This window comes from Bosea sp. PAMC 26642 (assembly GCF_001562255.1).
GTDB lineage: Bacteria > Pseudomonadota > Alphaproteobacteria > Rhizobiales > Beijerinckiaceae > Allobosea.
This window is the reverse complement of the sequence record NZ_CP014301.1, coordinates 5,376,418-5,396,576: the sequence shown is the minus strand read 5'-3', so window position 1 is coordinate 5,396,576 and position 20,159 is coordinate 5,376,418. Positions and strand designations below refer to the sequence as shown.

At 60.1% G+C, this 20,159-nt stretch carries 22 protein-coding genes and 1 tRNA gene; 11 read left to right on the top strand and 12 right to left on the bottom strand.

What is annotated here, in order from left to right; genetic code table 11:
• Positions 1-70 precede the first annotated feature (70 nt).
• A tRNA-Thr gene (locus AXW83_RS25790) sits at positions 71-145 on the top strand.
• Positions 146-310: 165 nt separating this feature from the next.
• Here the strand turns inward: AXW83_RS25790 and AXW83_RS25785 are convergent.
• A complete protein-coding gene (locus AXW83_RS25785) occupies positions 311-676 on the bottom strand; it encodes a hypothetical protein (RefSeq protein ID WP_066619264.1) in 366 nt (121 codons plus the stop codon).
• A gap of 179 nt (positions 677-855) precedes the next feature.
• On the opposite strand from AXW83_RS25785, the gene AXW83_RS25780 reads away from it, so the two are divergent.
• Positions 856-1,020, top strand: a complete 165-nt coding sequence (locus AXW83_RS25780) for a hypothetical protein (RefSeq protein ID WP_236841772.1) — start codon at positions 856-858, stop codon at positions 1,018-1,020.
• Between the two features lie 104 nt (positions 1,021-1,124).
• Here the strand turns inward: AXW83_RS25780 and AXW83_RS25775 are convergent, their stop codons facing one another.
• A complete protein-coding gene (locus AXW83_RS25775; RefSeq protein WP_066619259.1) occupies positions 1,125-1,802 on the bottom strand; it encodes a hypothetical protein in 678 nt (225 codons plus the stop codon).
• A 279-nt stretch (positions 1,803-2,081) separates the two neighbouring features.
• Between AXW83_RS25775 and AXW83_RS25770 the strand changes: the two genes are divergently transcribed.
• From AXW83_RS25770 to AXW83_RS25755, 4 genes are read left to right on the top strand one after another with little or no spacing between them, the layout of a single operon-like run.
• Positions 2,082-2,432: a hypothetical protein gene (locus tag AXW83_RS25770; RefSeq protein ID WP_156640446.1), complete on the top strand. Its 351-nt coding sequence runs from the start codon at positions 2,082-2,084 to the stop codon at positions 2,430-2,432.
• A gap of 29 nt (positions 2,433-2,461) precedes the next feature.
• The gene (locus AXW83_RS25765; protein WP_066619251.1) at positions 2,462-3,910 is read left to right on the top strand and encodes a hypothetical protein; all 1,449 of its coding nucleotides are present in this window, start codon (positions 2,462-2,464) and stop codon (positions 3,908-3,910) included.
• On the top strand, positions 3,910-7,029 hold the full coding sequence (locus tag AXW83_RS25760) for a hypothetical protein (RefSeq protein WP_066619250.1): 3,120 nt from the start codon (positions 3,910-3,912) through the stop codon (positions 7,027-7,029). Before AXW83_RS25765 ends, AXW83_RS25760 begins: the two co-directional genes overlap by 1 nt.
• A gap of 2 nt (positions 7,030-7,031) precedes the next feature.
• Complete coding sequence (locus AXW83_RS25755; protein ID WP_156640444.1) at positions 7,032-7,316, top strand: hypothetical protein; 285 nt, start codon at positions 7,032-7,034, stop codon at positions 7,314-7,316.
• 195 nt (positions 7,317-7,511) lie between these two features.
• Here the strand turns inward: AXW83_RS25755 and AXW83_RS25750 are convergent, their stop codons facing one another.
• Both AXW83_RS25750 and AXW83_RS25745 read right to left on the bottom strand, forming a co-directional pair.
• A complete protein-coding gene (locus AXW83_RS25750) occupies positions 7,512-8,000 on the bottom strand; it encodes a hypothetical protein (RefSeq protein WP_066619248.1) in 489 nt (162 codons plus the stop codon).
• 222 nt (positions 8,001-8,222) lie between these two features.
• Entirely contained in the window at positions 8,223-8,474 is a 252-nt protein-coding gene (locus AXW83_RS25745; protein ID WP_066619245.1) for a hypothetical protein, read from the bottom strand.
• 59 nt (positions 8,475-8,533) lie between these two features.
• Here AXW83_RS25745 and AXW83_RS25740 point away from each other — a divergent pair, with 59 nt between their 5' ends.
• The 4 genes from AXW83_RS25740 to AXW83_RS25725 all read left to right on the top strand — a co-directional run bounded on the left by AXW83_RS25740 (position 8,534) and on the right by AXW83_RS25725 (position 11,680).
• Complete coding sequence (locus tag AXW83_RS25740) at positions 8,534-9,019, top strand: LexA family protein (RefSeq protein WP_236841771.1); 486 nt, start codon at positions 8,534-8,536, stop codon at positions 9,017-9,019.
• A complete protein-coding gene (locus AXW83_RS25735) occupies positions 9,016-10,296 on the top strand; it encodes a Y-family DNA polymerase (RefSeq protein WP_066619239.1) in 1,281 nt (426 codons plus the stop codon). Before AXW83_RS25740 ends, AXW83_RS25735 begins: the two co-directional genes overlap by 4 nt.
• Positions 10,296-10,586, top strand: a complete 291-nt coding sequence (locus tag AXW83_RS25730) for a hypothetical protein (protein WP_066619238.1) — start codon at positions 10,296-10,298, stop codon at positions 10,584-10,586. The genes AXW83_RS25735 and AXW83_RS25730 overlap by 1 nt, the downstream gene beginning before the upstream one ends.
• Positions 10,587-10,954: 368 nt before the next feature.
• Positions 10,955-11,680, top strand: a complete 726-nt coding sequence (locus tag AXW83_RS25725; RefSeq protein ID WP_066619236.1) for an SOS response-associated peptidase — start codon at positions 10,955-10,957, stop codon at positions 11,678-11,680.
• 10 nt (positions 11,681-11,690) lie between these two features.
• Here AXW83_RS25725 and AXW83_RS27440 read toward each other — a convergent pair whose 3' ends face one another.
• From AXW83_RS27440 to AXW83_RS26865, 4 genes are all read right to left on the bottom strand, one after another.
• Complete coding sequence (locus tag AXW83_RS27440; protein WP_156640442.1) at positions 11,691-12,080, bottom strand: hypothetical protein; 390 nt, start codon at positions 12,078-12,080, stop codon at positions 11,691-11,693.
• A gap of 61 nt (positions 12,081-12,141) precedes the next feature.
• Entirely contained in the window at positions 12,142-12,627 is a 486-nt protein-coding gene (locus AXW83_RS25720; protein WP_066619234.1) for a hypothetical protein, read from the bottom strand.
• Positions 12,628-12,749: 122 nt separating this feature from the next.
• The gene (locus AXW83_RS25715; RefSeq protein ID WP_082767410.1) at positions 12,750-13,085 is read right to left on the bottom strand and encodes a DUF1810 domain-containing protein; all 336 of its coding nucleotides are present in this window, start codon (positions 13,083-13,085) and stop codon (positions 12,750-12,752) included.
• A gap of 33 nt (positions 13,086-13,118) precedes the next feature.
• Positions 13,119-13,367, bottom strand: coding sequence for a hypothetical protein (locus AXW83_RS26865; RefSeq protein ID WP_156640440.1), 249 nt, complete (start codon positions 13,365-13,367; stop codon positions 13,119-13,121).
• Positions 13,368-14,155: 788 nt separating this feature from the next.
• Here AXW83_RS26865 and AXW83_RS25705 point away from each other — a divergent pair.
• On the top strand, positions 14,156-15,043 hold the full coding sequence (locus tag AXW83_RS25705; protein WP_066619229.1) for a dihydrodipicolinate synthase family protein: 888 nt from the start codon (positions 14,156-14,158) through the stop codon (positions 15,041-15,043).
• On the opposite strand, the gene AXW83_RS25700 is transcribed toward AXW83_RS25705, so the two are convergent.
• The 4 genes from AXW83_RS25700 to AXW83_RS25690 form a co-directional block, all read right to left on the bottom strand.
• Positions 15,044-16,774 carry a cation:proton antiporter domain-containing protein gene (locus tag AXW83_RS25700; RefSeq protein ID WP_066619226.1) on the bottom strand — a complete coding sequence of 577 codons (1,731 nt, stop codon included), beginning with the start codon at positions 16,772-16,774 and terminating at the stop codon, positions 15,044-15,046. It lies immediately after the preceding gene.
• A 278-nt stretch (positions 16,775-17,052) separates the two neighbouring features.
• On the bottom strand, positions 17,053-18,168 hold the full coding sequence (locus AXW83_RS26860) for a thioredoxin family protein (protein ID WP_082767408.1): 1,116 nt from the start codon (positions 18,166-18,168) through the stop codon (positions 17,053-17,055).
• A gap of 171 nt (positions 18,169-18,339) precedes the next feature.
• Positions 18,340-18,759, bottom strand: coding sequence for an Ohr family peroxiredoxin (locus AXW83_RS26855; protein ID WP_082767551.1), 420 nt, complete (start codon positions 18,757-18,759; stop codon positions 18,340-18,342).
• Positions 18,760-18,878: 119 nt separating this feature from the next.
• A complete protein-coding gene (locus AXW83_RS25690; RefSeq protein ID WP_066619221.1) occupies positions 18,879-20,102 on the bottom strand; it encodes an epoxide hydrolase family protein in 1,224 nt (407 codons plus the stop codon).
• Positions 20,103-20,159 lie beyond the last annotated feature (57 nt).

Below are 20,159 nucleotides of genomic sequence, written 5' to 3'. Positions count from 1 at the left end.
CTTCGGAACGACGCCCGCGCTGTCAATCGCCCATCGCGAATGCTCAGACGCATCACGGCCCATCGATCCTGCTGCGGTAGCTCAGTGGTAGAGCACTCCATTGGTAATGGAGAGGTCGAGAGTTCAATCCTCTCTCGCAGCACCAGCCTTTCCCATTGAAAAATAAGCAAGATTTTGCTTCGCTCATAGTGAGCACCTCCGCCCCTTTTCAACTCAGGTAACACATCGGTAACACGCCGCGCGCGATCGTGCTCCCGAAACGAAAAAGGCCGGCCCCGAAGGACCGGCCCTTTAGCTGCCTTGTGCGGCTTCACTCGCCAGAGGTCGGGTCGATCATGGGATTGAGGCCGGCGAACTTCAGCAGCAGGCGACGGGCCATCGCGTTGTGCCAATCCAAATCTTCATCGTCACCGAGCCAGCTTGCCGGCATGACGTGGTTCAAAAGAATGCGGACCTGCGCCGCGCGATCGGCATCGGTCTCGGCTGGCAGAGCCAGGGACATTTCAACCAGAGCTGAATGCGCCACTAGATTTGCGTCGTGGCCGTCGTCGTCATCCTCCGCAATGTCATCAACTGCACCATCCAGCTCAAGCAGCTGATTTTCTGCCAGGGAGAGCATCGACGAGGTCATGTTGGCGACAGGGGCGAAGGAAGCGAGGGAGAGCTGAGCGGTCATGGCGTTTGTCCCTGGGGGTTGCGATAATCAGACAACCTGATTACCCTGTAAACATGCTCCAACATGTTTACCGTGTCAACAGGTAGGAAATGAAAATCTCACCTAGCCAATGCCGAATGGCGCGAGCAGCCCTACAAATTGGAGTACGCGACCTCGCAGAAATGTCGGGCGTGTCTGCCATGACAATCACCCGGTTCGAGAACGGCCACTCCAAAGGCTACCCTGATACATGGGAGCGGCTGGGCCAGGCGCTCGAGGTCGCCGGGCTTGAGTTCATCCCAGAGGATGCGAAGGGCGCGGGCGTTCGCTACCAGCGGCCAGGCGAGCCGACCCCTGCCCCCTAAAACGTAAAACCACCCCCTGGGGAGGGGGCGGCCCGGTTTCTCCACGCAGCCCGATGGCCGCTCGCCAAATTTTTGAATTTCCGAAAACCTCGGATGGCCAACTCCTACCCGAGCTTTCGAGCCAGGATCAAACGGCGCGACATTGTTCGCTGCACGAGCGCCCACGGCCCGAGCTCCCCAACTCTTCTTCTCGATTTCGTCGTCTGGATCGGCCTCATCAGCTGGCGGTAAGTCATGTGTGTCGGGTCAACGTTCAAGGTGATGTCCGGCATGTCATATTCGATTATCCTCTGCCACCTCCTAGCGTATCGCGCGATCTTTCTGAGTAATTGTAGCTCTTTTCGAATTTGATAGTGGATTTCGCGCAGCTGAATCTCATTAGTATTGTCGTTAGCCAGTTCTAAAATGCGGCCTTCGGCGTACAGAAGGCAGTCTTTATCTCGAATTTCCTGCAAGGATTTTTGGCCAAACCCATTTATCAACTTCAAGTATATCGCAATTTTTTCATCTGAATTATCAGTTTTCATGTCGGGCGCAGACATAAAATCAGAAATGGCTCGGTGCACCGACATACCCATGACAGGCCGCGGCGCAGAAATCGTTCCTTGCTCCAATTCCTCAAAGAGCCACCAATAATACAGCTTTCTCGCCGCGTCCTGATTGTCAGTTTTCAAATCTATCAGCGCAAAATCGTGAACCCTACGATCGAAGAAACGTATATTCCACCACTTTCCCTCCCTGGTTGTCAGTCTGGCAATCTTCCTATCTTGATCCGGCTTCATCGTCGCCGCCCCGATTATCTCCGATTTTACCCCTCTAGGATTTCTGTTATTCCGAGTCAACACGCTTACAAATATCTTTAATGTCTCTTTTTCCGCTTTTTACTTGAATACATCTTGCTAAACAAGCGACAAGGCGGAGCGTTCTGTCTCCTGCCCTCGCCTTCGCAGAATCCCATGGGTGGGAGTTTCTTCCCACCGGCAGGCATGTTACCCTAGTTGCAGTGGGCGTTCTCTCTGGTTTCGCCGCGCCAGGTCCTGAGTCGACAGGCGAGAAATCCCATGACGCAGCCGACACCCGACGGTCCCCGATGCAGGGCCCCCTTAGCAGTGGACTATGAGGCGCTAGGCGACCGCTTCGGCCGCAACCTTGCCTTGGACTTCCTGGAGCTCGGAAACGGCAAGGGCATGGAGTTTACCGACCAATGGCAGACCGGCGAGCACGCGCTCTTTCTTGAGCGCTTGGCCTTTTTGGTCCGCCTGGGAGCTTCGGTTTCGGACATCACCACGTTTGCCGATGCCGTCTCTGTCGGCCTGCATCGAACATTTCGGGAAGCCGATGCGGCCCGGGCTGAAAGGGTAGCGGGCAAGTCGAGCCGCATCTTCGTTCCCGAAACAAACTATCGCCAGTGACCGCCGCAGCGTTCCAGAGGGTCTAAACCATGGTCAATATCATCGGCCGCCGTGTCGGCATTCAGGAGAGCGGAGCTGCGGCGCCGGATGACAGTCTCGGCAAGGTCTTTGCGCAGCTTGGCAAAACGCTGGGGGCCGATCAGCTCGCCGCGGACTACAAGCGGCAGGCCACACTCAAGCTCGCCGATGAGAACGAACTGCGGAAGTTCGCGGTCGACAACATCGGCGCCGACGGCAATTTCGTTGATCCGCGATCGTCGTCGATCGCTGCTGCGTTCGGGGCAATCGACCCGGCCAAGCTCGGCCGGATGCAGGCGATCGAAGGCTACCGCACGGGAGGGCTCGACTCGCAGGCGGGCCAGCGCGCCTCCGCGGGTCTCGGCGAGTTCAACCAGACGGCGACGCATCAGCAGCGGTCGCTGCAGAACGCACTCGCGCTCAAAGACCGCGAGGAAGCCACCAAGCTGACGCTGGCCGACAACCTGCCCGAGACCGTCATGGTCGAGGGTGTCCCGACCATCGTCCCACGTAGCCAGGCCTATGGCGCTCCGGCGGTCCAGTCGAGCGACCAGGTCAAGGCTCAAACGCAGCAGCGCCTCCTGCCGACCATCCCGCAGGAGCGGCAGCAGGATTTCGCTTTCGGCGCGCAGAGCCCCGGCGAACTCGGCGTCGCGTCGGTTGGCGGCAAGACCGTCCCGGCGTTCGTGCGCCAAGGCGGCATCTATGGCGCGCAGGACGGCCAGCGCATCGAGCAGCCGGTGGAGTCATTCGGCAAGCTGACGGCGGCGAAGAGCGACGACCTCAACCCGAGCGGTGGCGACAAGAGCAAGCTGCTGGAGACGCGCGTCTCGTCGCGCACGGCCATGTCCGCCATCGACAATCTCGACAAGCTTCTGTCGACCCCGACGGCCGGCGCCGCCATCGGCGTCATCGGTCAGGGTGCCTCGATGTTCAACAATCTGCGCGCGCAGGTCGAATCGGCGAGCAAGCTGATTTCGCCCGGCTTCGCGGCGGAAGCCAACGCGCCCGGTGTGCAGCAGGCCGTCGATGGCGCCATGAGCCGTCTGTTCTCGGATCAGCGGTTCAATTCCCGCGCGCAGGCGCTCGGCGTCGAAGCCAATGTGCTGCGCTCGCAGGTACTGGACCTCGCCTACACCTTGGCCAAAGCCAAGGGCAACACGAACATCTCGAATCAGGACATCAACCACTCGACGGAGATCATCGGCGGCTCGTTGATGGACCCGATCGCGGGCCGTCAGGTGCTGGCCAACATCCGCGGCCAGATCGAGCAGGGCCAAGGCATCCGTGAGCAGGAGTACGAGCGCATGTTCGGCGCGCCGCAAGGCGCTCAGCCTGCGTCGGCGGCTCCGCACCCGGGCGTGCAGAAACAAGACGCACAGCCGCGGCAGGCACCCGATGGGAACTTTTATGTCCCCGATCCGCAACGCCCCGGCAAATATCTCATGGTGAAACCCTGATGGCTGAGCTCATTCCGGTCGATCACGATCCCTTCGCGCAGGCGTCAGCCGGCCCGCAGCTCATTCCGGTCGATCACGACCCGTTTGCCCTTGCGGTTGATCCCGCCCAGGCCCCCGCGCCACCGTCAGGCCCGTCCGCCCCCCTCGCAGCATTCCAGCCGCCGAACTTCGCGCCGCAGCCATCGCCGCAGCAGCGCGCGACGGATCCATTCTGGCAGAACTCCACACGACGCGCCGAGGAGGCGCGGCAGGACGACGCGAAGTACGAGGCCCTCGGCCAAGGGCCGCGCAAAGCTTCCAGCGTGCCGCTCGATCAGCGCGGCTATGCGCCTGTCGAGGCCGCGATCCAAGGCGGCGCTCGCACCGCGGCTGACCTCGCGGGAATGCCAGTTGATCTTATTACGATGCTGCACAATGCCGCTCGTGGCGTCATCAACACGCCCGGCGCCATCAAAAGCGCGATCACCGGCCAGCCAGACAAATCGAAGCTCTCTTTTATCGAAAAGCCTCCCGGTGGCAGCGATTGGTTCGCCGATCGCGCCTCCGAAGTCGCTTCCGCGGCCGGCGTCGAGCCGCTCGACTATGACAGCATGGATGCGCGCGGAAAGACCGCCTACCAGGCTACCCGATTCGGGCTCGCTGGCGCCCTGCAGGGATTCGGCCTCCGCGGCGTGGCTGCAGCCCGTGCTCCGTCCGACAAGCCCCGCATCGCCGATGTGCTGCTGGACGCCTATGAGGGGCAGCACGCGGGCAAAGCCGTCGCGCGGGATGCCGTCGCTGGCGTAGGAACCGGCACCGGCATCGCCGCGGCTGACACGATGTTGCCGGAGGACTATCGCGGGCCATTCACGTCGTTGCTAGCCGGCCTCACAGGCGGCGTTGGCGCCACGACGCTGAGCGATGCGCTCACGCTCGGCCCCAAGGCAACCTACGCCTGGGCAACTGCCGGCCGACCTGATCGCGACATCACCTTTAACCCCGACGGCTCCTATGTCAGCAAGGCGACGTCCCGCGACGCTGCGAAGTTCCTGCAAGCTGAAGCTGGCGGCCCGACGGCTGCTCGCGAGGCCGCCGACACCATCGGCCGCAACGCCGACGAGTTCGTCGCGATGGGCGCGCCCGTGCCCACGACAGGCCAAATTTCCGAGAACGCCGGCTTGGCGCGCGTCGAGCGCGGTGTGCGCAACACGTCCACCCCGGCCGCAACGCCGATTTTCGAACGCGATCGCGCGATCAACACCTATGCCGGTCAGCAGATCCGCGGGATGGGGCCAGAAGGCGCCGATCCGAACCAGTTCCCGAACGCAGCCGGCCAGGTCGCCGCCGACATGCGCCGCCCCGTCGAAGCCGACCTTGCCCGCACGCAGGCTGGCCAGGAGAGCATCGGCGCTCAGCGGTTGGCCGAGGGCGCTGCTCTGGCCGACGGAGCTGCGACCCGCCAGACGACGGCGAGCCAGCAGATGGACAACGTCATCACCGGCGACATGCGGAATCTGCGCTCCGAGCGGGCCGACGCTCTCCGCTCCTCGACCATCGACCCGACCAACGAAGTCCGGCTCGACGCCAACCCGATCTACGACGCGGCCGATCGCGCGCTCGAGGCCGGCGTGAACCTGCCCGATGCATTCCGCAAGCGAGTGCCAGGCGCATCGGAGCTTGCCGGCAGGCGCCCGCACGACGTCACCGTCGAGAGCCCGATCCTCGACGCCAGCGGCGCACCGATCACGCGCACGGAGACGCGCGGCGTCGCCGACATGTCCCTTACCGAGCTCAACGTTCTGCGGCCTGAGCTGGCGCAGTTGTCGGACACCTACGCAAAGGCGATCGGCAATGGGAACACGTCGGCGATCAAGCAGCGCGAAGCCGTGGACGGGCTCCGCACCGCGATCAATCATCAGCTTCGCGGCTATGCAGAGACCGGCGGGACGCCGCAGTCGGAGCGTCTGGCGAAGGGGCTGCAGGCCGGCGACGAGTTCAACGCGCGCTATCGCACGCCCGGCCCCGGCGACCCGGTCGTCGAGCTATACGGCGACATGCGCAAGGAGCGCGGGGACCTCGCCGGCCGCACTCTTACGCCGCCGGAGCAGACGGCCGGCCGCTTCATCAAGCCGCCGGCGCAGGGCGGCATCCAGGGGATGCAGTCGCTCAACCGCGTCATGGAGACGTCGAGCGACCCGATGACAATCGTGCAGGCGCGTCGCGACTTTCTGGTCGGACTTGCAGCGCAGAAGATCGTCGAGAACGGCAAAGTCAGCCCGAAACGGCTCGGCAGGTTCATCGACGAGTACGGCCCTGTGCTGGCCCATGCTCCCGAGAGCAAAGTGCAGTTCGACTCCATGATCGCCAGCGCTCGCGCCGGCAAAGCGCTGGAGGACGGCTTCACGCAGGCGGTTGAGGCGGTGAAGGGGCGGCTCAAGCTGACCGATGCCGAGATCGCCGACAGCGCGCTGGCCACGGTGATGGGCACGAGCGGCCGCAAGGGCGTCCAGGCCATCATCGGCAGCCGCAATCCGCCGGCGCAGATGGCGGACCTCGCCGCGCGCATCGAGAAAGTGCCCGGCGGCACCGACAGCCTTCGCCGCGCTTTGGCCGATTATCTGGCCGATCGCGTCACAAACACCAACCGCCAGGCGACGACCGATGGCGGGCTCCCTCCGTCCTATTCCAAGCTCGTCGGGCTCGAGAAGGACCCCGACCTCGATCGCGTCATCGCCGCGGCGTGGAAGGACGACCCTTCGGCCATGCAGGCGCTGCAGCGGGCTCGCCGCGTGCTCGAGCCGCGGGAGTTCCTCGCGACAGTCCAAGGCACCTCCGGCTCGCCGACGGCCAGCAACATGGCGGCTGCGATGCGCGTGCTCGAGCTCGGCCTGCGCACGGTCCAGGGGGGCTTCCGCGGCGGAAACACGGCCCGCAACATCAAGGTCGGGCTTGGCTCGCTTCTGAAGGGCCGCGACGAGGAGGTTGTGAACCTGGTGGCGCGCAGCCAGGTCGACCCCGCGGTGGCGCGTCATCTCTTGTCGAAGGAGCTTCCGGAGAATCCGGAGCTGTGGGCTTCCAAGATGCGCAAGATCCTGAATTGGGAAGAGGCCGCGCGCCAGACCAACGAAGAGGACGAGTGACCATGTCCACCGCAACAGACCGCCAGCGGGCTTATATGGCGCGAGGCCGTCGTTTTCGAACCATGCCGCTGGCCGATCTGACGACGCTCTTCGTCGCCGGTTATCACGCCTGGATCGAGACGTTCCCCCGCCGCGACGACTCGGTCGACGACGTCCAGGCCGAGTTCGAACTGCGCGGCGAGGCCGTGCCGTTCGATCTTGTGGAGAAGCAGATCGAGGAGATCGCAGCCCTTGTCACAGAGCTGTCTGGCTTCGCGCAGTGCGGCGCGGAGTTCATGTTGGCTTGAGATTGCAGAATGGCTTCGCGGCCATTACGCGCAATACGCTCCACCATATCGGGTCGACGATTTCAGCGACTTGTATGCTTCAGCGTCCGGCAATGACCGAACGATGAAATGGCAACAAATCGCATTTCGTGTCGCGCGAACAATCAAATGGCATCGGACGAACAATCAAATGGCAACAGATTGGTTTTTGGCTCGCTAGGTCTCCTCGGAACGCAAGGCTCGTCGCGCTAGCCGCTCAAGTTCCCGTCGGGTCTCGTCGATGAGATCCCGAGCAGCCTGAAAGCGCTCCTGCCGGATGGTCGTGTCGGCGTCCAGCTCTTTCATTTTGACGCCAAAGGCGTCGTAGACGCGCAAGAAATCCGCGGCCAATACCACTCGGTTCTTCGCCACGTGGCGACGGGCGGCCGCGGCGTGCTCATTCCATCTGCCGACGGAGGCGGAAACCGCCTCGGCTGGCCAGTGCCGGGGATCGACATGGTCAATGACATGAATGATCTCGTCGGTGTGTGCCAACGTCTCGGTCAACGCAGAAATGATCTCGCCGTATGCTTCACGGCGGATGTCCCACAAGCGCTCGCGCATAGTGCGGCGGCCAGTCAGCCACATCGTCAGAACGACAGCGCCGAGCGTTCCGGTGATTGTGCTCGCGCCTGTAACCACCGCAGCCCATGGAAACTCGGTCATAATGCCTCCCAAATAGCCGATGGATTAGCCGCTGACGACTACCTCCCGCACCCGCTTCGTCTGCCCGACCCCGTCCACCTGATAACTCAGTTCGACCGCTTTGATCGTCGCCCATGCAAAGAGCGCGCGCACCTCGGGCACCTCGTTCGGGGATAGGATGAAGCGGCCTTAAAGGCGTTGTAAACTGGCGCTCGACAGTTAGAAATCCGATTGGTCGAACTCTCACAAAGCCCTGATCTGCTCTTCGAATTCCTCCGGGATGGCCCCGTGGCGCGCCAGCACCTCGATCGAGCTGACCTCTCCGGTGTCGTCGTCAGCGACCACATGGACGACCGCCAGGCCCTCCGCCGTGCGGCCGAGGCGCTCGCCGTCCCGTAGGGCGTGATGCTTGGTCTTGGACGCCACGCGCTGGCTAGGGACCAGCCGTTTCCGGTGCGTCTTGAAGGGCTGCAGAAAGAAGGTATCGACGTTCATGGCTTGACTCCCCGGCCGGCTGTGTTCTCATTACGTTCTCATTTCAGGGAACGCAATCGATGTCTGCTCAAGCCGTCCGATACATGACCGACGGGGATCGCGTAGGGGCGATTGCGAAGCCGTGGACTGCATCGCCGGTCCATGTCGGGCCCCCCATCCTCCTCGCCGTGTACCTGCGCGCGGTTCGCGCCGGATTCCCCTCGCCAGCCGACGACTATCTCGACGCCCCGATCGACTTGACGCAGACGCTGATTCACAACGCGCCAGCGACCTTCATCATGACGGTGGCGGGCGATAGCGCGATCGACGTCGGCATCTTCGACGGCAGCCTGATCACGGTCGATCGCAGCCTGGTCCCGCGGGATGGCGATGCAGTGGTCGTCGATGTGAACGGCGAGCGCTCGATCAAGATATTTCGGATTGCCGGAGGGCGGTCGTCCCTCACTTTCGGCAACCGGCGCTATCCTGAGTACGAGCCCGGATCGGATGCCGAGATCGATATCTTCGGCGTTGTCACGAACACGGTGCGGCGCTTCCGTCGATGAGCCAGAGCTTCGCCCTCATCGATGGCAATAGCTTCTATTGCTCATGCGAGCGTGTGTTCGACCCCAAGCTGCGGCGCCGGCCGGTCATCGTCCTGTCGAACAACGATGGCTGTGCCGTCGCCAGGACGGCAGAGGCGAAGGCGCTCGGGATCAAGATGGGCGCGCCGATGTTCACAATCCGCGACCTCTGCAAGCGCGAGGGCGTGGTCGTCTTCTCGTCGAACTACACGCTCTATGGCGACATGAGCCGGCGGATGAACACGGTCTACGAGCGCTTCGCATCGGACATCGAGGTCTATTCGATCGATGAGAGTTTCCTGGATATGACACCTGTGCCACCTGAGCAGCGAGAGGAACTTGGCCGCGATCTGCGGACCACCGTCTCGACCTGGACGGGCGTGCCGACCTGCGTTGGCATCGGTCCGACAAAGACGCTGGCCAAGCTCGCCAACAAGATTGCCAAGAGCACCCCGCAGCTTCGCGGTGTCTGCGACCTCACGACTGACGAGGCCCGTCGTGAGTCGCTACCTCTCGTCGCACTCGATGATGTCTGGGGCATCGGGCGAACGAGCCAGGTCAAGCTGAACGCCTTCGGCTGCAAGACCGCTGCAGATGTGGCCGCCCTCGATCCCAAGCTCGCCAGGAAGACGCTGACCGTTGTCGGTGAGCGCATCATCCATGAGCTGCGTGGCCAGCCCTGCATCGATCTGGAGACTGTGGCGCCCACGCGGAAGGGCTGCGCGGTGACCAGGTCATTCGCCGGCCGCGTCGAGAGCCTGGACATGATGCAAGAGGCCATCGCAGCCCACGCGACCCGGCTCGGGGAGAAGCTGCGCCACCACGGCTTGGCGACAGATCACGTGACGGTGTTCTTTCACACCTCGCCGCATGATCGAGGGCCGGCCCGATCGGTCTCGACCACGGTCGAATTCCCCGAAGCCAGCAATGACACGCTGGTCCTGGTCCGCGCAGCGAAATGGGGCGCCCGCCGGATCTGGAAAAGCGGCTATCGGTACGCCAAGGCCGGCCTGATGACCGTGGACATCGTGCCGCTCGAGACATCGCAGCGCGCTCTGATCGGCGCGCTTGATCGCGAGAAGAGCGGGCGGCTGATGGACGCCCTTGACGCCTGCAACCAGAAACACGGCCGGGGCACGGTATTCTCCGCCGCAGCCGGCATAGCGCGCCAGAAGAAAGCATGGATCACGAAGTTCGATATGAGATCGCCGCGATACACGACGCGGCTCGAGGAAGTGCCAGTCGTAGGGAGGGCGTAATGACGTTCGCGTACCAGGTGGAATTGAAACTTGATCCAACGGCAGACGGTGAACGACTAAGTCGGATCGAGAGCTGGTGCACGGAATGGCAGCTTGGGTTCCGGATATTGCAGACACTCGACCGCACCGTGCGAGTAGCATTCGAAGACCCACGCTACGCCAGGGCGTTTCACTCGCAATTCGGCGGGGCCGTGGTTCCGATCGACGACGTGAACCGGGCAATGGGAGCCGATGCCGATGCGGAGGACGCTTACGACCGGCTGGCCAACGAATACGACTTCCAAGCCTGATCGTATCTTCGTGTGCACGCCTAGACAACGACGCCGAATGAACGCCTATCAATCCGTTTCCGGCCCGGCCTACATGCCGATCACTTTACTGTCCGTGCGGCGATCTCGCGGGCAACTGCACCCCAAAAGCGGTCAGCCTTTTCATTCCGCTCTGTGCGGGCTTTGCGACTGAGCCTTCTGGCGGCAAAGTATGCGCCGTCGTCCTCGTCGCGGATGAGTATGCCCGCGGACAGCGAGACCGCGCTTTTCCAGGCCCTTCGTTTGGCAAGTATTTTTGACGCAAGACCGAACATACACCGATGTGATCGACTGCAAACATCGGGTCAATTCCATCCCGAAGTTCATAATAATCGTTAGGCTTACCTCTCATGTGCAACCTGTACAGCATGACCAAGGGCCAGCAGGCGATCCGCGACCTCGCTAGGGCCATGCGGGACACCACGGGAAACCTGCCGCTGCTGCCTGGCATCTTTCCGGATTACCCGGCGCCCATCGTGCGCAACGCGCTCGATGGCGTCCGTGAGCTCGCCATGGTGCGGTGGGGGATGCCGTCGTCCAAGAGGGCGATCTACGACGCCGCGACCAAGCGCGCCGACAAGCTCCGTGCGAAAGCCAAGCCGGTCGACTTCGACGAGCTGCTGCGCATGGAGCCGGATGGCGGCACGACGAACGTCCGCAACACGACGTCTTCGCACTGGAAGCCATGGCTCGGCGTCGCCAATCGCTGCATCGTGCCTCTCACTTCGTTCTCAGAGTTCGATCACGCGGCCAAGCAAGACGTGTGGTTCGCCCTGGGCGAGGACCGGCCGCTCGCGTTCTTCGCCGGCATCTGGACGCCGCAATGGACTGGCGTGCGCAAGATCAAGAACGGGATCGAGACGACCGACCTCTTCGCCTTCCTGACCACGACACCGAATGCGGAGGTCGGTGCGATCCATCCCAAGGCAATGCCGGTCATCCTGACGAAGGCGGAAGAGATCGAGACGTGGATGTCGGCGCCATGGTCTGATGCGGCAGCGCTTCAGCGCCCGTTGGCAGATGGCGCACTGGTCGAGGTAGCGCGCGGCGTGAAAAAGGACGAGATAGCAACGTGACGCGCCTGAACTACAAAGGTATTTCGCCAGCAAATTTGTCTTTATTCGCCCATATACTGATTTTTATGCGAACTCGATCAATAAATGTAGGTATATAGGCTGTCATTTCAAATAAATACCATTGAGGCCGGTCATATTCATTGCGTTTTTCTTTGGTAGTAAACTTGGATATGTGCCACGTTCGATCGGGCGAGACTGAAACTAGGTATACCCCTCTTCGGCTCGCATCTATTTCAGCGAGAGTACGGATACTCGTCACGGCAATTGGCCTTGGGTTCCCTGCTTCATGCAACGCGGCGCCAGCCATATATGCAAACCAATAGGGCGCCCCGTGATAGCGCTTGCCGTACCAATCTTCTTCAGGTGTTCCGTCCCAACCAGCCTGCATGTGATCGAGCATTTTGGCCGCACCCTTCCCTTCCGTAGCGTCAAGCTAGCTGAAACGGGAGGATGGCGAAACATCAAGCCAACGGATCGATCTCCTCGACCTCGTCAGCGTCGATAACGACGCCGTCGATCTGCTTGCCCTCCTCCAAGGCACGTTTCTCCTCGAGCGTCGCGACCAAGCGCTCGAGCTCCTCGACGGTGTACTGGCTCAGCAATCGATCGTCGGGGCCTGATGGCTTCGCCGCGGAGGAGAAGCCGGCGCGATCTAGCACGGCCTTGGCGGCGTCCACGCGCACCCGGCCAGCCACCTTTTCGTCAAGCATGATTTCGCTCAAAACCTTGATGGCCTTTGGCGCCAGGTCATCGGCCAAGAACTTCGACAGCGACTGCCGCAGGACCAGGGAGAACTCCTGCGTCTTGGCGAAATTATAGGTTCGAACCGAGTTGGGCAGGCCTGCTCGCTTTGAGGCTTCCTCGGGGCTGCAGCCTTTGGCGATCCACCAGCAGAGCTCTCGCTGCGTTGCATCGTCGAGGCCGGTTCGGCTCGGGGGGCGGGGCATTTTTCGGATCTCCGGACTGGATACTTAACCACAAGGTTAAATCATAACGGATCCGAAACGATTTGGCCAGAACTGTGGACCTGGTGAACTTGTTCTGAGGCACTGAGGTGCCGTTTTCGGGCCTAGGCGAGCTGGTGGCCCAAAAGCAATTCTGTTCGACCGTCGGTTCTGCCGTCGCAATAGCGATCGATAGCCCGCTGGAATGAATTGGCGCTGTGAGCCGAGGCCGCGGCGAAGAGCGTCATGCTCGAGCCAAACTTCATATCGTCGGGCGAGCCGAATATCTGCTGGAGCGTCCGTCCCTCGATCGAGAGCACGACGTCGGTGCACGCGATGAGCCGACGGCCTAGCAGCGGGTGCGCGAGATAGGCGCGCGCTTCCGCCAGATCGACGATCCCGTAGCGCTGCGCGGTCGGGGAAACGCCGAGCCCGCGGAGCTGCGGGAATACGAACCACATCCAGTGGATGCGCTTCTGCCCGGCGCCAGACTTTCAGACCTTGGCGTGCCGCCGTGAACCGGACGTTCGTTCGATCGTCCAGCCATCGCGCGGGGTTGGCATCACATGTGTCATCCAGGCCCTGGGCAAATGGAAAAAGTTGGAGACTTTCAGATCACGCGCGATGATGTCGACACGGGCGATGGCGCGTTCGCAACCAGTTGAGGTGTCCCGTGAGGGCCTGCGCTTCGCCAGGCGCATCGCTCGCAACAAACTGCCCACGATACAGATGTTTTCCGGCAAGAGGGCCTCGTGGGGGAACTCGGTCGCAAACGGCGATATGTCAGCACATCCTATGGGTCACAACCGCGAGGCCCGGCTTACGGCAATTGCCGAAAACTCATGGGCAAAACCGTCTAATTATCTGCCGGCTTACCTCGCCCTCCATGGACGAAAAAAGCATGCCGGACGAAGGATCGAACATGAACTCCGAGAACTCGGTGTACATACCCATTCCGTTCTTTGAATTTATGAATCCGCATACATGGCCATCTGAGTTGCGGATCGACCGGAATTTAGACGAGTCGCTATCCGAAATTGACAGCTCAAGTTTCCTTAAAAGCTTGGAGCGATCATCGTTATGTAACAGCTCGAGCGAGCCATCAACATCTTCCACCGCTATAAGCGGCGTTGCCACAAACAGAGTCGCCAACGCTCCCGCCGCTGTCCTTCCCATAACAACTCTCCTGCCGTTGTGGCCACGAAGGCTAGCACGCAACACGCTTTGCGGTGGCTCGGCCGGCTCCTACCGGCGGCTGTGCGCGTAACTCCCTTGAACCTAGTAGATCTTCCAAGACCGGACGACCAAGCGGCCAAAAATCTGCTCCCGTTTGACGCCCGTGCGGCCAAACTGGCGGTCAAAAGCTGAATCGAGAAATGCCTCCGAACTGTGACAGATGTCGCACGCGCGACATCTGGATGTGCGCCGTCCTCACCTTATGGCCGCCCTTTGTAGATTGGTTCATAATGGGGCTGCATTCAAGCATGAACTACTTGACGCCCAATTCATGCGAGCACAGCGGGGGTGAGCTATGGAAGGTATTATTGCGTATCCCGTCACCCCCTTCGACCAGGCTGGCATTGGGGTCGACAAAGCCGCGCTGCTGGCAGTCACCGAGAACTTGCTTCGCACGTGTCCGGCGGCAATCGCGTTCTTGGGGAGCGCTGGAGAAAGCGCTTACCTTTCGGATGACGAATGGTATAGCGCGGCGCACTGGGGGATTTCGATCGTTTCGGGCAGGGTGCCTGTCATTATTGGTATCGCGGAGCTGACAACGGCGTCAGCGGTTGCCAAGGCGCGATATGCTGAAGCTGTCGGAGCAGACATGCTCATGGTCATCCCAGTCTCGTATTGGAAACTGTCGGATGCGGAGATATTCGAACATATCTCCGCCATCGCGTCTGCAACGGCTTTGCCGATAATGTTATATAATAATCCCGTCACAAGCGGAGTCGACATGCTTCCGAATTTGCTTGTTCGGCTTGTCCAGGAATTGCCCAGTGTAAAATCCATAAAGGAGAGCAGCGGGGATATAAATCGAATGCATTCTATACGTAAGATCTCTGGAGACGCGATCCCATTCTACAACGGTTCCAATCGACTGGTGTTCGATGCGTTGCAGGCGGGCGCCAGCGGGTGGTGCACCGCCTCGCCGAACTTGCTCGACACCAAGCCAGCGGAACTTTTTCGGCTGTTCAGGGCGGGTAAATTATCGGAAGCCCGCTCGCTGTTCGACGCCATCTTTCCTGTTCTCGAATTTTTGGCCGCTCGCGGGCTTCCTGCTACTGTTAAGTCAGGTTTGGCGCTGCGCGGCCTCAATGTCGGAGAACCGAGAAGGCCATTGCATCCCTTAAGCGCAGGGGAACTCATGCTGCTGCAGCGCCATCTTTCGACGCTGGCAATCGCTCAAATTGGTTGATCACGTGGCATGCGGTGAAGCCCGCGTGCCCATATGCATCCGCTCTGCTGCCGAGGCAGTGAACACGTCGCGCAAGTCTGGGTGCCTTGCAATGAAGCGGGCAAAGTCACGACTCTCGAGAATGAGGAACTGGCTGTAATCGAGCGTGGTGATATCAGCCGTCCGTCTCGAGCCTGTCATCAACGCCAGGGCGCCGAAGAATTCACCCGAAGACAATACGATAGGTCCGCCTGGCATGGATACCTCTACGGAACCCGACGAGATGAAGTACATTGCATCTGCTCGGTCGCCCTTGCGAAGTATTTTAGTTCCGGGTGGGCATGATATCGGCGTGAACAATAAACGGAGTTCATCCTGTTCAGCGCGGACGAGGTTCGCCAGTATCGGAAACAAGGCGAAAAGCGATCTCAGTTCCAACGCTTTTGCTGTCGCACGATCTTCAACGCCTTTGCGGACGGTCGCCAATTCACGCTTAAGCTCAATCAACCCGCGGTGTCCATAAGCGCTGACGCTGGCCGGCAAAGCCGTTTCAACCTTTTCTCCAAGACGCGTTGCAAAGCGGAAGACGAGCGGATTGAGCGCGATCGAGATCAGGGCACCCGCTAATACAAGGTCGCGACCCTCGGTAGGGAGCAATCCGAGGGTCAGGCCCAGGCCGACAAGAATGAACGAGAATTCTCCAACTTGGGCGACGCCAGCAGCAACGATCAGGCCTAAGGAAATCGGGAGGCGCAGCATTGCCACGAGCGCCATTGCCGATATGCTCTTGCCGACGATAATCAGCGCTACCAGTGAAAAAACGGCGAAAGGCTGCCGTATCAGAACACTTGGATCGAACATCATTCCAACGGAGACGAAGAACAGGACCGAGAATGCATCTTGGAATGGCAAGGAGTCCGAAGCCGCGCGATGACTGAAGTCGCTCTCGCTAAGAACGACGCCGGCAAAAAATGCTCCGAGTGCAAACGAGACGCCGAAAATGTGTGCGGATCCAAAAGCTATGCCGAGCGCTGTGGACAGGACTGCTAGCGTGAAGAGTTCGCGCGATCCTGTCCTAGCTACCTTTGTCAGAAGCCAAGGCAGTACTTTCGGTCCAACATAGAAAGAGAGCGCTCCGAAGGCGATCAACTTGCTTATTGTTAAGGCGATGCTTAGAATTAGCCCATCTCCGAAAGGCGCCGCAGGAACTCGATCCGGCGCGTGGCCACTTAGAGCCGGCGCCAAGATCGGAAGGATGATCAGGACGAGAACCATCGCCAGATCCTCGACGATGAGCCACCCGACCGCAACGCGTCCTGCGGGGGAGTCGATCAGGCTCCGCTCCTCGAGAGCCTTGAGAAGCACGACTGTGCTCGCTACGGCAATGCTGAGCCCCATTACAAGACCAGCTCCGGTGGGCCACCTCCAGATGAGTCCAGTCCAGACACCAATGGCCGTCATCCCGATGATTTGGCCGATTGCGCCAGGTATGGCGATCTTGCGGACAGCCAGGAGGTCAGCGGTCGAAAAATGCAGGCCAACGCCGAACATCAGGAGTATGACCCCTATTTCGGCGAGCTGTTCTGTTAAAGCGGCATCCGCCACGAACCCAGGCGTAAATGGGCCGACGCAGATCCCGGCAAAGAGGTAGCCGACCAGCGGCGGCAACCGCAGTCGGTCGGCGATGCAGCCTAAGGCAAATGCCAGCATGAAGCAGACGGCGATTGTCGTGATTAGTCCGACGTCATGCATGTGTCCTACTCCCAACAAGACATCGGCTGGCGCCCTACCTATGCAGGAATTGCGCGTATCTGATATTTGGCGCACCTCGCCAACGGCACTACGTTTCGCCGACGCGAGCGGACAAAAGAGCCGCATTCGCGATCTTGGGCGGCTAAGTACACCGTCCCGCCGCGCGAATGTACGCCCCAATAATCAGAGGCGGTCACTGCCTAAAATATTCAACACGGGCGTCTTTTGTGAAGTGGCATCCAACATAGACTAGCCCAATCACCCCACTTCCATTGGGCTCAGCCAAAGGTAAACGCAAAGACCTCAACGGAAGGGCCGAGAAATTCAATTTCGAATTGTCGATCGGTGATGTGTCCGGGCTGCCGGATCAGCTGATAGAGACGCTGCTCGTTCACTGTCCCGTTGCCATCTTCGTCAATGTCAGCCCCGTGAGTGCCACCCGGTCGCTGTCCATCGATCCGCACACGAAATTTCACAGGTTGCCCTGCTTCGCTACGGCCCATCACAAGATGAAGATCCCGAGCGTGAAAGCGGTATGCAATCGAGCCTGTTGGCGAATTTAAAGCTGCAGCTTCGTTTTTCACCGTCCAGTCGCCAGACAGCCCCCATTCGTTCAGCCGCAATATTTCAGGCAACCGGTAGTGGTGGGGCATGTTCCGCGCCACTGTGCCAGTTGAGATGAAGCCCTGCGCCCGCCCATACCCCACATAACGCTCCGCCGATTTCAGGCTGCCCCAGTCAGCGGCAGCTTCAATACCGCTTGGATCGACTGCGACGATTTTCCGATCGGTCTCGGTCCCAGCCTCGGCCAGTAGTTGTTGAATTACCATCTCTGACTGTTCGTATGAGCCCTCGCCGAAGTGATGATGCCGAACGCGGCCTTGCGCATCAATGAAATATAGCGCCGGCCAGTAGTTGTTCCTGAACGCTCTCCATATGGTATGATCATTATCGACTACTACAGGGTAATCGACCCGCATTTCTTTCACGGCCCAACGAACATTGGCTATGCTTTTTTCAAAGGCGAACTCGGGCGCATGAACGCCGATCACCACTAGTCCCCGATCTTTGTATTTTGCGGCCCAAGCACGAACATAGGGGAGTTGTCGAAGCCAATTGATGCACGTGTAGGTCCAGAAATCGATAAGGACGACTTTTCCCTGTAGGGCGGCCGCTGTAAGGGGCGGTGAATTCAGCCATTCGTTTGCACGTTCGAGAGAAGTGACTTCGGTGCGATCGCCGGTGCGACCTAGGCCAAGACCGTGAAGGAATGGAACCTTGATTTCTGCTGATGTGATCGGCGACGACAATTTCTTTTCCTCTGCAAAACCCGCGGTCGGTGGCAGGAAATATGAAGCGATTAAGGTGGCAACTATCTGATGGCTCCTGTTCATCGATCAAAGCCTTCTAAATTAAGAGAGACGTGCCCAATGGTTCGATGACACTGTCGGGATACAGGGTGGGAGCTTTCCTAGGGCTGCGGGAAAAGGCTGGTCTGACCTGCATCGCTACCCCTTGAAGACTCATGCTTGTTCTCTCTTCGTGTCGCTGGGATCAGTTTGTCATCAGGCCAGATCCAGCGTCACATCGAGGCGGAGAGAAAAAGCTTTCGAGAATGGGCAAATCTGGCGGGCATCATTTGTTAAATTCTGGCCGACAGATCTTTCAATGCCGGGCAAGCTAACGTACAGTCGTGCCGTAAGAGTGTAACCATCCGGTTCAAAAGTTAAATCTACTTCAGCACGGATGCTCACCTCGGCCGGAAGCGCCACCTTCCTCTTTAAGGCGACAAGCGCGATCGCGCTGGCGAGAGATGCCGACCATCCCGCTGCGAGAAGTTGTTCGGGATTGGTTCCGATGCCGGTCGAGCCTGGCGCGGAAAAACGAATATCGAGAACCCCGTCCGAACTTCGCGCGATGCCACTTTCTCGGCCACCAACTGTGTCCGTCCTCGCTATGTATATCACCATCGGAGTATTGCTCACCGGCAATCCCCTAGATTTCCGCAGGATGGCGCGGGACAATGCCTGAGTGCGACGACGATATTTTCGGCCGACGGCGCACTCTGGATGCGGTGTGTTTCTCTCTGTCAGCTTAGGTCGATCTAATTTGTACGGAGCGACTTGAAGCCGACGCGCAGTTCTTCTGTAAGAATTTTTGGTTGCTCCCAAGCCGCAAAGTGCCCGCCCTTGGCAACCTTGTTGTAATGAATAAGATTGGGATAAGCTTTTTCCGCCCAGCTTCGCGGGGTCTGGTATAGTTCGTCGGGGAACACGCTGACGGCCACAGGAACCTTGACCCCCTTGGGACTAAAGAAGGCCAGCTTGTTTTCCCAGTAGAGGCGAGCTGCCGAGACGCCAGTGTTCGTGAGCCAGAACAGCGTGACGTTGTCGAGGACGTCATCGGGCGTCAGCCCCTCCGGCGTTCCATCGAACGATCTTGCGATTAAATCCAGGCTGCGGGCGTCGTGGTCGATCATGAAAGTCGCAAGACCGATCGGCGAGTCCGCGAACGCTGCCGCAGTTTGCGGACGCGTTCCCATCCAGAACGCGTAGTAGACATTCTTGTAGAAAAAAACGAGCTGGTCGTACGAACTTCTTTCTTCATCGGATATGCCAGATGGGGCCGGAGCACCCGAGAACGAAGCTTGATCGATTTCCGTGGGTATAGCTCCGGGCATATTGACATGGATGCCGACCAGCTCTTTTGGTGCCTGAACGCCCATCATTTCGGTAACAACCGCACCCCAGTCGCCGCCCTGGGCCACATATTGCTCGTAGCCCAAACGCTGCATCAGGGCGATCCATGCCCTGGCGATCCGCTCGGGACCCCACCCCGTTTTTGCTGGCTTGCCGGAAAAGCCGTAGCCAGGCATCGACGGGATCACGAGGTGGAAAGCGTCCTCCGGAGTGCCGCCGTACGCGGTGGGGTCCGTGAGAGGCCCGATGATCTTGACCTGTTCGACAACCGAGCCCGGCCACCCGTGCGTTATGATGAGGGGCAGAGCGTTCTCGTGCTTGGAGCGTATATGCATGAAGTGGATGTCGAGCCCGTCGATCTCGGTGATGAAGTTCGGCACCGAATTGATGCGCGCCTCGATCTTGCGCCAGTCATATTCCTTCTCCCAGTAAGAAAGGACCTGTTTGATCGTCTTTAGCTGGACGCCCTGCGACTTGTCGGAAACGGTCTCCTGCTCCGGAAGCCGCGCATGGGCCAACCGGCGACGCAGGTCAACGATGTCGGCCTCCGGAATGCTCACCTTGAATGGACGGATTGCCGCGTCCAGATGGGGCTGTTGATTTCGGTCACGTGCTTCCATCACAGACATGATTATCTCCTCGCGAGTACGGGTTGGACGGCAGCACCTCGGTGCTTCCGAAACTTG

Excerpts from the sequence above, each read along its gene's own strand:
- AXW83_RS25785 (WP_066619264.1), bottom strand. The coding sequence starts at position 676 with ATGACCGCTCAGCTCTCCCTCGCTTCCTTCGCCCCTGTCGCCAACATG.
- AXW83_RS25780 (WP_236841772.1), top strand. The coding sequence starts at position 856 with ATGACAATCACCCGGTTCGAGAACGGCCACTCCAAAGGCTACCCTGAT.
- AXW83_RS25775 (WP_066619259.1), bottom strand. The coding sequence starts at position 1,802 with ATGAAGCCGGATCAAGATAGGAAGATTGCCAGACTGACAACCAGGGAG.
- AXW83_RS25770 (WP_156640446.1), top strand. The coding sequence starts at position 2,082 with ATGACGCAGCCGACACCCGACGGTCCCCGATGCAGGGCCCCCTTAGCA.
- AXW83_RS25765 (WP_066619251.1), top strand. The coding sequence starts at position 2,462 with ATGGTCAATATCATCGGCCGCCGTGTCGGCATTCAGGAGAGCGGAGCT.
- AXW83_RS25760 (WP_066619250.1), top strand. The coding sequence starts at position 3,910 with ATGGCTGAGCTCATTCCGGTCGATCACGATCCCTTCGCGCAGGCGTCA.
- AXW83_RS25755 (WP_156640444.1), top strand. The coding sequence starts at position 7,032 with ATGTCCACCGCAACAGACCGCCAGCGGGCTTATATGGCGCGAGGCCGT.
- AXW83_RS25750 (WP_066619248.1), bottom strand. The coding sequence starts at position 8,000 with ATGACCGAGTTTCCATGGGCTGCGGTGGTTACAGGCGCGAGCACAATC.
- AXW83_RS25745 (WP_066619245.1), bottom strand. The coding sequence starts at position 8,474 with ATGAACGTCGATACCTTCTTTCTGCAGCCCTTCAAGACGCACCGGAAA.
- AXW83_RS25740 (WP_236841771.1), top strand. The coding sequence starts at position 8,534 with ATGTCTGCTCAAGCCGTCCGATACATGACCGACGGGGATCGCGTAGGG.
- AXW83_RS25735 (WP_066619239.1), top strand. The coding sequence starts at position 9,016 with ATGAGCCAGAGCTTCGCCCTCATCGATGGCAATAGCTTCTATTGCTCA.
- AXW83_RS25730 (WP_066619238.1), top strand. The coding sequence starts at position 10,296 with ATGACGTTCGCGTACCAGGTGGAATTGAAACTTGATCCAACGGCAGAC.
- AXW83_RS25725 (WP_066619236.1), top strand. The coding sequence starts at position 10,955 with ATGTGCAACCTGTACAGCATGACCAAGGGCCAGCAGGCGATCCGCGAC.
- AXW83_RS27440 (WP_156640442.1), bottom strand. The coding sequence starts at position 12,080 with ATGCTCGATCACATGCAGGCTGGTTGGGACGGAACACCTGAAGAAGAT.
- AXW83_RS25720 (WP_066619234.1), bottom strand. The coding sequence starts at position 12,627 with ATGCCCCGCCCCCCGAGCCGAACCGGCCTCGACGATGCAACGCAGCGA.
- AXW83_RS25715 (WP_082767410.1), bottom strand. The coding sequence starts at position 13,085 with ATGTGGTTCGTATTCCCGCAGCTCCGCGGGCTCGGCGTTTCCCCGACC.
- AXW83_RS25705 (WP_066619229.1), top strand. The coding sequence starts at position 14,156 with ATGGAAGGTATTATTGCGTATCCCGTCACCCCCTTCGACCAGGCTGGC.
- AXW83_RS25700 (WP_066619226.1), bottom strand. The coding sequence starts at position 16,774 with ATGCATGACGTCGGACTAATCACGACAATCGCCGTCTGCTTCATGCTG.
- AXW83_RS26860 (WP_082767408.1), bottom strand. The coding sequence starts at position 18,168 with ATGAACAGGAGCCATCAGATAGTTGCCACCTTAATCGCTTCATATTTC.
- AXW83_RS25690 (WP_066619221.1), bottom strand. The coding sequence starts at position 20,102 with ATGTCTGTGATGGAAGCACGTGACCGAAATCAACAGCCCCATCTGGAC.